Here is a 10786-nt window from a genome sequence, read left to right on the forward strand (position 1 = left end):
GGGATTAAGTCGTTTGTGCACAAACGACTTAATCCCCTCCGTCCCCTTTTTGTGTCAGATATCGCTGTGATGGTGTGGTACCCCGGTCTTCGGCAGCGGATCATGGCCACCCACGAAGTGGCGTACCACCGGTGCGCGCTCACCGCGATGCAGTTCCCGCAGCACTTCCTGGATCGCCTTGTCGTCGGCGGTGATGCGCTCATGCTGGCGCAGGTGCTCCAGCCACGACGGGGTCACGAAATACTCCAGGTGGATGCCCGGGCTGGCCACGTCCTCGACCACGCCCCAGACCACGGCGCCATCGCGGCGGCGGATCGTGCCCAGCGCGCGCATCTGCGCCTGGAACGTGGCACGATCAGCATCATCGATGCGGTACTCGATGGTGACCAGCACCGGGCCTCGATCGTTCGACACCGGCACCGACAGCTCGGGTGCCGGCCAGTGCCCGGCCGGGCGCAGGTTCAGGTCTTCGGTGCCGGCGATGCGCACGCGCCACACCAGCAACCCACCGATCACCGCACCGGCCGCTGCCACCAGCAATGCCAGTTCGGGCGAGGTGCGCTGAGCGAGCGCGCCCCAGCTCAGGCCGCCGGCGGCCATGCCGGCAGAGAACACCATGATGTACAGCGCCAGCGCACGCGCACGTACCCATGCCGGAACCGCAGTCTGCGCAGCGATCTGCAGCGACGACAGCACGGTGATCCACGCAAAACCATTGACCAGCATCACCGCCGGAAGCACGTACCAGCTGCGGGTCAGCGCCAGCCCGACCAGGCTCAGGGCCAGCGACAACGTCGCCAGCAGCACCAGCAGGTCGCGATCCATCCGTGCGCGCAGCTTCGGCAGCAGCAACGCACCACCCACCGCGCCGATGCCGATGCAGCCCAGCAGCATGCCGTACTGCCCCGCCCCACCCTGCATCTGCCCACGCACTACCACCGGCAACAGCGCGTTCATTGCCGCGGCGAAGAAGAAGAAGCCGACCGACTTGATCAGCACCGCCTGCAGCCGTCCGGCACGGCTCGCGTAGCGCAGGCCCGCTTTCAATCCGGCACCGAAGCCTTCCGGCGGCAAGCTCGACTGCTTTGGGTCGCGCTTCCAGCCCCACACCACGAACAGCATCGCGGCGAAGGTGATGGCATTGAAGCCGAACGCCCAGACCGCACCCAGCTGGGCGACGATCACGCCGCCGATGGCCGGGCCGATCGAACGGGCGATATTGATGCCGATCGAGTTCAGCGCCACCGCCGAGGCCAGCATCGGCTGTGGCACCAGTTCGGAGACGATGGCGGCCTGCGCGGGCATTGCCATCGCCGCACCGCAGCCCATGCAGAAGGTCAGCAGCACCAGCAACTGCGGGGTCAGCAGGTCCATCGCGGTCAACGCAGCCATCGCTGCGGCCACCAGCAGCATCCAGCCCTGGGTCGCCAACAGGTACTTCCGACGATCGACAATGTCGGCCAGGGTGCCGGCAGCGAGCGCCAGCAGCACGATCGGCACCGTGGTGGCCGACTGCACCAGGGCCACCATCAGCGGCGAACCGGTGCGCTCGGCCATCACCCAGGCGGCGGCCACATCATTGACCCAGGTGCCGATGTTGCTGGCCAGGATTGCCAGCCAGATCGAACGGAACATCTGGATCTTCAGCGGGGACCAGGCACCTGCGTCCTGTACGGGGGGTTGCGACGCGGTTGCGTTCACCATTGCCATGCTCCAACGATCGAGGCGAACAGCGTGTCCTGGCCTCCAGCCTGCTTCAGTGCAGGACCGGCGTCGACCCAGGCCAGCTGCAGCTGCCATTGCCAGTGTTCGCTGGCCTGCCAGCGGGTTTCGGATTTGTACTGGGTGCCGATGCGGCGCGCGCCACCGGCGCTGCCCGGCAACGCCACCAGCGGCGCCGGCGTGGTGTAGACCGCATCGGCACGACGATGCTTCCAGGCCATCTGTACGCCCAGTTCCGTCGTCACCGCGTCGTGCAGGCGCAGGGTCAGGGTCGGCTGCAGGTCCATCAGATTGGCCGGGGCCAGCAGGCTGGCCTCGCTGAAGTAGGCCGATTTCGGGAACAGTGCATTGAAGGTGCCCAGTCGCCGGTCGTGCAGGTTGCCATCGCCACTGGCGATGTCGGCCTTCAGCCCCAGCCGCGGTTGCAGTGGCCGCTCCCTCCAGCGCCAGCCCGTGTCGGTCGCCAGCGTCCAGGCACGGACGTCGAGTGGGCCGGTGGCGGCACGCAGTTCACCACCCTGCGCCACCAGCTCACTGTTCCAGTCCAGCGGACCTGACTGGCCGAACCAGCGCGCACCGAGTGTCTGCCGGCGCTCGGTTCCCGAGCCCGCCGCAAAGCGCGCACCGTCGCGACGATAGTCCAGCAGGTACAGATCCCACTGTCCCACGCCCTGCCCGCGTGCCGCGGTGGCATAGGCACCCCACAGGTGCGCACCGTGTTCGCTGCGATCATCAAAGGCACCCGGCCGGTTCTCGACCGGCCGCAGGGCCATCAGGTCAAGCGTGCCGAGCCGCCCCTTCCAGCCCAGGCGCGCACCATCGAAGGCCAGGCGGATGTTCGGCCCATCGCGTACCGACAACAGCCGCGAGCTGCCATAGCCGGCTTCCTGCCGGCCGAGCTGCACATGGAAGCCACCGCGCTGCCAGCGCCAGTACGCCTGCTGCACGTCCAAGGCACCACGGTCGGTGCGGCCCGGGCCGCCTGCCTTGCCATTCTCGGCATGCACGCCCAGCTGCAGTTTTGCCTGCCAGGTGTCCTCCACATAGGTGGCCGAAGCCAGTGCGCGCAGCAGGCCATAGCCATCTTCGCTGCCGCCGATACCGAACCGGGTCGGGTCGTAGTGCAGGCCACGCAGGCGCAGCGATGCGTCCAGCTGCAGCTCGCCGTTGCCCGCGTCGCTGCAGCGGCCGCCCTCGCAGGCCAGCGCCAGCGAGGGCACGGACAGCAGCGCCAGGCTCAGAACGCGAAGCACGAGCATCCCATCGCGCCCCAGAACCCGGCCAGGTCATCGGTCGGCGCCGGGTGATGCGCGGCATGACCGTGAGCACCATGCGTACTGCAGGCCACACCGTGATGGTGGCGATGGGCAGCGGCCAATCCGGTGGCGGCACCACCAACGTGGTAACCACCGAACCGGTTGACCGGCGACCAGTCCGGCATCGCCGGCGGCAGCTGCGGCGCCAGCCCAGCATAATCGCCATCGGCGTGCACGATGCGCCCGCCGACCACGGTCAGCATGCTGGTGATGTCAGCGATCTGCGCGTCGTCGACGCGGAAGAAATCGGCCGAGAGCAGGATGAAGTCGGCCAGCTGACCAACCTTCAATGTCCCCTTCACTGCTTCGTCGCCGGAGAACCAGGCGCTGCCCTGGGTCCACAGGCGCAGCGCCTGCTCGCGTTCGAGCAGGTTTTCCTCGCCATACAGGGCCAACCCGCCCACGGTGCGCCCGGTCACCAGCCAGGACAACGCCACCCACGGGTTGTAGCTGGCCACGCGGGTGGCGTCGGTGCCTGCGCCCACCGGCACGCCCTCGGCCAACATGCGCTTGACCGGCGGCGTGTGCCGTGCCGCCTGCACGCCGTAGCGCTCGACGAAGGCTTCGCCCTGGTAGGCCATGCGGTGCTGCACGGCGATACCCCCACCCAGCGCGCGGATGCGCTCGATATTGCGCGGAGTGATGGTCTCGGCGTGGTCGATGAACCAGTGCAGGCCATCGAATGGCACCTCGCGGTTGACCTGTTCGTATACATCCAGGATGCGGGTGATGCTCTCGTCGTAGGTGGCGTGGATGCGGAACGGCCAGCGCTTCTCGACCAGCAGCTTCACCACGTCGTGCAGTTCGGGCTCCAGCTCCGGCGGCAGTTCCGGGCGCGGCTCGTTGAACAGTTCGAAGTCGGCGGCGGAGAACACCAGCATCTCGCCCGCGCCGTTGTGGCGCAGCAGGTCATCGCCCTGGCGCGGCTGCAGGATCTCGCTCCAGCCACGGAAGTCATCCACTTCCCTGCCCTTGTTCTGGGTGAACAGGTTGTAGGCGATGCGCACCGTCAGCTGGTCATCGCGATGCAGCTGCTCGATGACCTGGTAGTCCTCGGGGTAGTTCTGGAAGCCACCGCCGGCGTCGATCACCGAGGTGATGCCAAGCCGGTTCAGTTCGCGCATGAAGTGGCGCGTCGAGTTGGCCTGGTATTCGATCGGCAGGCGCGGGCCCTTGGCCAGCGTGGCGTAGAGGATCAGCGCGTTGGGCTTGGCCAGCAGCAGCCCGGTCGGGTTGCCCAGCGAATCGCGCACGATCTGGCCACCCGGCGGATCCGGTGTGTCCTTGCTGTAGCCGCAGGCGCGCAGCGCGGCGCGGTTGAGCAGTGCGCGGTCATACAGGTGCAGCAGGAACACCGGCGTATCCGGTGCGATGTCGTTGAGCTCCTGCAGCGTCGGCAGGCGCTTCTCGTTGAACTGCGCGGCGGTAAAGCCACCGACCACGCGGACCCACTGCGGCGCGGGAGTACGGTCTACCTGGACCTTCAGCGTGTCCAGGGCATCGCCCAGCGAACGCAGGCCGTCCCAGCGCAGCTCCAGGTTGTAGTTCAGGCCACCACGGATCAGGTGGGTGTGGCTGTCGTTGAGGCCGGGCAGCAGGCGCCGGCCCTGGGCGTCGATCAAGGTCGCTTCATTGCCCCAGCCGCGCATGATCTCCTCGTCGCTGCCGACGGCGACGATGCGGCCTTCCTGTACAGCCAGCGCCTGCGCATGCGGCTGCTGCGGGTCGAGGGTGGTAATGCGGGCATTGCGGATGACCAGCGTGCTCATGCGACGTTCCTTGGAAGTGGAATCGAGTGCGGCACCGGCACGACCTGCCAGACCGAGCGCAACAGCGGCGCCGCTGGCCAGCACCACGTTGCGGCGGCCGTGATCGAGGGGATCGTGACTCATGCGAATTCTCCCGGAAGGCGTTGGCCGTCCAGCGCCCAGGCGCCGGGGCCGGCCAGCGCGAGGGCCAGCAGCACCGTGGTCCACATCAACGGGTACTCACTGCCGCCGCGCATCCAGAACCAGCCCTTGGGCAGGGCCAACAGCACGGTGAAGCCGATGAAGGCAGCCGCCGCAAGCGCGGCGATGCGGGTCTGCCACCCCAGCAGCACGGCCAGCCCGGACAACACCTGCAGCAAGGCCAACAGCAATGGCAACGGTGCCACTGCCGGCAGCCCGAAACCGCGCAGCTCGGTGGCGAAGCCGGAAAGCCCCGGCCCCCCGAACCAGCCGAACAGCTTGCCCAGCGCGTGCGGCAGCAGGAAGCCTCCTGCCGCCACGCGCAGCATCAGCAGGGCCAGGTCGAGGCCATGGCCGGCAACCATGCTCAGTGCCCGCCTTCCTGCGCACCGAACATCCGCTTGGCGTACTGGATGCCGATGCCGTAGCCGCCAGCGTGATCGCGCGCAATGCCGGTGGTCAGGTCGTAGGTTTCACCCCGTGCCCAGTCGCGCTGCAGTTCGAGCAGGTACTGCACGCTGGTCATCGGCACCGCGCCGGCCTGCACCATGCGGGTGATCGCACGCTCGTGCGCTTCCTCGCTGACATCGCCACAGGCATCGGTGATCACATACACCTCAAAGCCCTGCGCCAGCGCCGACAGTGCCGGGCCGACGATGCAGACGCTGGTCCACAGGCCGGCGATGACCAGACGGCGCTTGCCGGTGCGGTTGATCTCATCGATCACAGGCTGGTCTTCCCAGGTGTTCATCGAAGTGCGATCGAACACCGTCTGGCCCGGAAAGATCTGCGGCAGTTCCGGGAACATCGGCCCGGAGAACGATGCTTCGGCGACTGTGGTCAGCACGACCGGTACATTGAAGCCCTTGGCGCCCTTGCCGATCAGCGACACGTTGTTGCGCAGCGCGGAAATGTCGATGGTGTGGGTGGCGAACGCCATCTGCGACTGGAAGTCGATCAGCACCAGGGCGTGGTCGGTCGGCGACAGCAGCGCCGGGGCGGGAGTGGCGGTGGCAAGGCTCATGGGTGGACTCCGTTGGAAACACGATCAAGGGGATGCAACAGGGCGGCATCGCCGGCAACGTACTGGCCGGGGCTGCAGCCGGTCTCCGCGCGGAAGCTGCGGACGAAATGGCTCTGGTCGAAGAAGCCCAGCTGCTGGGCCAGGCAGGCCATCGGCAGCTGCGCGCCCGGCAGCAGCTGGCGCGCGCGCTCGATGCGACGGCGGCGGACATAGCGCAGCGGGCTGGCGCCGGTACCGGCGCGGAACAGGCGTACCAGATGGAAGCGGCTGACGCAGGCGGCCGCCGCCAGCTCGGTCACCCGCAGCGGCTGCGACAGATGCTCATCGACATAGCGCAGGGCGCGCTGCAACGCGGCGGCCTGTTGCGGTGCCAGTGAAGCGGCGGGCGGATCAGGCGGGAAGAGGGTGGCCATGCGGGACGCCGCGAAGGGGTGCCCCATGGTGCGTGACCCCTGCGTGATGCCCCACCCCCGTCGGTCGAGGCCAGCACCTACCCGAATGGGGGAGGCCGACGGCCGAGCAGGCGGCGCCCGAACAACCGCGCATCCAATGAATAGGCGCCAGGGCCCAGCATCAACAGCGCCAATGGCAGCACCGCCTGCGGCCACGGAGCCTGCTGCGCGAACATGCCCACGGCCGCCATCAGCGCCGCCAGCGGCGTCAACGCACCCAGCACGAGCATCAGCACTGCCAGCAGGCACAACGCCGACCACCCGCCCGCCTGCATGCCGGGCGTGAACAGCGCAGCGGACAGGCACAACCGCAACCACAGCAGGCCGATGCCCGGACCGCGGTCGGGGAACATCACGAACAGGCGCTGCATGGCGGGGCTCCGGAGGGCATGCCGGCGTGATAGCCGACGCCGGCGCACGCCGCCTACCCCGTTCGGGTCACCCCGGACTGCCCCACACCTGCCAGAATGCGCGCCATGCGTGGCCGCCCCTTCCCGTCCGTGCGTCGCCTGCCGACGCTGCTGACGTGCCTGCTGCTGTTGACCTCCCTGCCCGCCTTTGCCGTGCAGCGCCCGCCGGTGAGCGGCGGGCTGCCCGATTACGAACACACCGCCTGGCGTGTCGGCCAGGGCGCGCCGGGCGATATCTGGGACATTGCCCAGGACCGTGAGGGCCTGTTGTGGCTGGCTACCGGCTCGGGCCTGTACCGCTTCGATGGCCGTCGCTTCGAACGGCAGGCGGCGCCCGCCGGCAGCCAGTTCCCGTCCACCAACATGGTCACGCTGGCGCATGCCGCCGGCGGTGCGCTGTGGATCGGCTACTTCCAGGCCGGCATCAGCCAGTTCACGCATGGGCAGCTGCGCAGCTACGGCCGCGAGCAGGGGGTGCCGGTCGGCGTGGTCCCACGCTTCAGCCAGGATCGCCAGGGGCAGCTCTGGGCGGCGATCAATGGCGGGCTGCGCCGCTTTGACGGACATCGCTGGCAGCCACTGCCGGCCGCTGCCGGCCTGCCAGAGCGCCGTGTGCAGTGGGTGCTGCACGACAGCCGGGGCAGGTTCTGGGTGCTGGCCGACCTGAAGATCTGGATGCGTGCGGCGGGCCAGACCGCGTTCGAGGACACCGGCATCGCGGTCTCGCAGATGGCGACGCTGGCCGAAAGCCCGCAGGGTGAAGTGTGGCTGGCCGACCGGGTGCGCGGCACCTCGCCGCTGGCCAACGCGCAGGGTCTGCTGGCAGACAGCGAACGTGAGGCGCGGCGGTTGCCGGAACTGGTTGCTGCGCGCCTGCAGTTCACTGCCGATGGCGCGCTGTGGGCCACGATGAGCCCGCACGGCGGCGTCGCCCGCATCACCTTCGACGGCACCCGGGCCGTGCGAATGGAACGCTTCGATTCGCCGCAAGGACTGACTGCCACATCGGCAGTGCCGATCATCGTCGATCGCGAAGGCAATCTCTGGGTCGGCACCAATCTCGGCCTCAACCGCTTCCGCGCACGCAGCGTGCACGCCCTGGTGGTCGGCCCGAGCGATCCCTACCGCTCGCTGGTACGGGCCAGCGATGGGCGCGTGTATGGCTATGGCGAAGACCTCAAGCCCTACGACCTGCGGCGCCCCCTGCTCGATGGCAGCGCCACGCAGCTGCAGGCCGCCGCTCGGCAGGCACCCACGCCGATCTGGCAGTTCGACTGGGTCAACCTCGCGCGCACGGTCGCCGGCCACACCACATTGATCCCGCTGCCGGCGCCGTTCACCGGGCAGCCGCTGCATGCCCTGTTGTTCCCCGATGACGGACAGGCCTGGGTCTGCGCCGGAGAACGCGGGGTGCTGCACTACCAGCATGACCAGTGGCAACGTGAAATCCGCCTGCCAGAGCAGGCCTGCTCATCGCTGGCGCTGGATGCCGATGGCCAGCTGCTGCTCGGCTATGCCGATGGCCGCCTGCGCCGCCTGGGTGCGAATGGCACCGAGACCTTCGACGCCGGGAACGGCCTGTCGGTAGGGCCGATCACCGCGATGCTGCACCACCGGGACCTTCTGCTGGTCGCCGGCGAAGCGGGGCTGGCGGCACGGCTGGGCAACGGCCGGTTCGTTCCGGTGCACACCGACATGGCCGGTGTCCTGGAGGGCATCACCGGCATGGTCGCCGATGCCAATGGGCACCTGTGGCTAAACGGCAGCCGTGGCCTGGTACGGATGGAAAGCGGGTTGCTGCGCCGTGCCCTGCGCACCGGTCTGCCAGTGACGCCACGCCTGTTCGATGCCATCGACGGCATGCCCGGCATCGCCCTGCAGAGCGGACCGATCTCCACCGCCGCCCTGGCCGACGACGGCCTGCTGTGGCTGGCCACCAACCAGGGCCTGGCCTGGCTGGACACCACCCGCTCGCACGTCAATACGATGGCTCCCAGCGTGCGTATCGGCGAGGTGCTGTATGGCAGCGAGCACGCGCCGCTACGCGATGGCCTGCGTCTCCCGGCCGGCACCAGCCAGCTGCAGATCGATTACGTGGCGCTGTCGTTGGCACGTCCGGAGCGCAACCGATACCGCTACCGCCTGTCGGGCGTGGATGATGGTTGGCAGGACGCTGGCAGCAGCACACGTGCGTATTACACCAACCTCGCGCCCGGCAGCTACCGGTTCGAGGTGGAAGCCGCCAACGAGGACGGCATCTGGAGCACCGCACCGGCCAGCCGCAGCTTCCGCATCGCTCCCACCTTCATGCAGACCGTGTGGTTCAAGCTGCTGTGCACCGCCGCCGTGCTTGCACTGCTGGTGCTGGCGGTACGCATCCGCAGCGGGCAGCTGGCCGCACTGTTCCGCGCCCGACTGCAGGAACGCAACGGCGAGCGCGAACGCATCGCGCGCGACCTGCACGACACCCTGCTGCAGGGTAGCCAGGGCCTGATCCTGCGCCTGCACGCGATCAGCCAGTCAGCGCAGACACCAGAGCCGGTGCGCAGCCAGCTTGAGTCAGCGATGCAGCTGGCCGAGCGCAACCTGGCCGAGGGTCGCGAGCGGGTCAATGCGCTGCGCGAGGCGCCGTTCGCGGGCCGCGACCTCGCTTCGGCGCTGGCCGACGTGCACGCCGAATACGCCGGGCATGGCATCAATCCCCTGCGCCTGACCGTGGAAGGCGCGACGCCACCGCTGCAGGCCGACGCGGCCGAAGAGGTGTTCCTGATCGGGCGCGAGGCCATCCGCAATGCGTTGCGCCATGCCAATGCCAGTGCCATTGAAGTGGAACTGTCCTATGGCACGCGTTGCTTCCTGCTGCACGTGCGCGACGACGGCGCCGGCATTGCCGACGAGAACGCCGGCCATGGCCATTGGGGCCTGCAGGGCATGCGTGAGCGCGCCCAGCGCCTCGGCGCGGAACTGCAGCTGTGGACCCGCCCCGGGCTGGGCACCGAGGTCGCGCTGGCGGTTCCCGCCCGTCGCCTGTATCACCGCCGCCCATCGCGTTGGCGCTGGCCCTGGAGCAGAACGAGCCATGACTGAATCCCCTACCCCGATCGGCGTACTGGTGGTCGATGATCACCCGTTGCTGCGTGACGGCCTGGCTGCGCTGCTGGGCGCCCATTCCGACCTGCGCCTGCTCGGCGAGGCCGCCGATGGCGAGGAAGCCATCGCGCGCTATCAGCAGCTGCAGCCAGACGTGGTACTGATGGACCTGCAGATGCCACGCCTGGATGGTGTGGAAGCCATCGTGCGGATCCGCGCGATGGATCCGCGCGCGCGCATCATCGTGCTGACCACCTACCGTGGTGACGTACGTGCGGTGCGGGCGCTGCAGGCCGGCGCCAGCGCGTACCTGCTGAAGGACATGCTGCGCCATGAACTGGTCGACACCATCCGCATGGTCGCCGGCGGCCGGCGCGCACCGATTCCCCCGGCCGTGGCGGCCAGCATCGCCGCGCATGTAGTGGAAGATCGCTTGTCGCCGCGCGAGACCGAGGTACTGCGGCACGTGGCCGGAGGGCTGTCGAACAAGCGCATCGGCGAGCGCATGCAGATTTCCGAGCAGACGGTGAAGGCGCACATGAAGAGCCTGATGGACAAGCTCGGCGTGGGTGATCGCACGCATGCGGTAACCCAGGCGCTGCGGCGCGGCATCATCAGCCTGGACGACAGCGGTCACGATTAGGGGGTTGCTCGGCAGGGCTTGCAGCCCTGCACCCGCGGTAGTGCCGGCCGCTGGCCGGCAACTTCAACAGCAAAATCAAAAGCGCGCTCTCCGTGGGATGGCGCGGCGGTGTCGGAGTGCGGGGACGCTGCAAGTACGTCCCTGTAAGCTTGGCAGCCGCATCCATGCGGCTGACACCCC

9 protein-coding genes are annotated in these 10786 nt (G+C 68.6%); 2 read left to right on the forward strand and 7 right to left on the reverse strand.

Annotated features, from left to right (window positions below):
- Positions 1–54 precede the first annotated feature (54 nt).
- The 7 genes from ABGA94_RS09625 to ABGA94_RS09655 all read right to left on the reverse strand — a co-directional run bounded on the left by ABGA94_RS09625 (position 55) and on the right by ABGA94_RS09655 (position 6834).
- Entirely contained in the window at positions 55–1704 is a 1650-nt protein-coding gene (locus ABGA94_RS09625) for an MFS transporter (RefSeq protein WP_065196125.1), read from the reverse strand.
- On the reverse strand, positions 1698–2981 hold the full coding sequence (locus ABGA94_RS09630; RefSeq protein WP_375367137.1) for an alginate export family protein: 1284 nt from the start codon (positions 2979–2981) through the stop codon (positions 1698–1700). Before ABGA94_RS09630 ends, ABGA94_RS09625 begins: the two co-directional genes overlap by 7 nt.
- The gene (locus tag ABGA94_RS09635; RefSeq protein ID WP_181453487.1) at positions 2960–4807 is read right to left on the reverse strand and encodes an amidohydrolase; all 1848 of its coding nucleotides are present in this window, start codon (positions 4805–4807) and stop codon (positions 2960–2962) included. The genes ABGA94_RS09630 and ABGA94_RS09635 overlap by 22 nt, the downstream gene beginning before the upstream one ends.
- 119 nt (positions 4808–4926) lie before the next feature.
- Positions 4927–5352: a DoxX family protein gene (locus ABGA94_RS09640; protein WP_065185735.1), complete on the reverse strand. Its 426-nt coding sequence runs from the start codon at positions 5350–5352 to the stop codon at positions 4927–4929.
- 2 nt (positions 5353–5354) lie between these two features.
- Entirely contained in the window at positions 5355–6011 is a 657-nt protein-coding gene (locus tag ABGA94_RS09645; RefSeq protein ID WP_375367139.1) for a hydrolase, read from the reverse strand.
- Positions 6008–6451 (reverse strand): helix-turn-helix transcriptional regulator, encoded by a 444-nt coding sequence (locus ABGA94_RS09650; RefSeq protein ID WP_050562701.1) that lies wholly within the window; start codon positions 6449–6451, stop codon positions 6008–6010. Before ABGA94_RS09650 ends, ABGA94_RS09645 begins: the two co-directional genes overlap by 4 nt.
- A 50-nt stretch (positions 6452–6501) precedes the next feature.
- Positions 6502–6834: a hypothetical protein gene (locus tag ABGA94_RS09655; RefSeq protein ID WP_005417009.1), complete on the reverse strand. Its 333-nt coding sequence runs from the start codon at positions 6832–6834 to the stop codon at positions 6502–6504.
- Positions 6835–6930: 96 nt separating this feature from the next.
- On the opposite strand from ABGA94_RS09655, the gene ABGA94_RS09660 reads away from it, so the two are divergent.
- On the forward strand, positions 6931–9960 hold the full coding sequence (locus ABGA94_RS09660) for a sensor histidine kinase (protein ID WP_095377131.1): 3030 nt from the start codon (positions 6931–6933) through the stop codon (positions 9958–9960).
- Positions 9953–10606 (forward strand): response regulator transcription factor, encoded by a 654-nt coding sequence (locus ABGA94_RS09665; protein ID WP_005417012.1) that lies wholly within the window; start codon positions 9953–9955, stop codon positions 10604–10606. The genes ABGA94_RS09660 and ABGA94_RS09665 overlap by 8 nt, the downstream gene beginning before the upstream one ends.
- Positions 10607–10786: the final 180 nt, after the last annotated feature.

The organism is Stenotrophomonas sp. 3diitr2024, from assembly GCF_042136455.1.
GTDB classification, from domain to species: Bacteria; Pseudomonadota; Gammaproteobacteria; order Xanthomonadales; family Xanthomonadaceae; genus Stenotrophomonas; species Stenotrophomonas sepilia.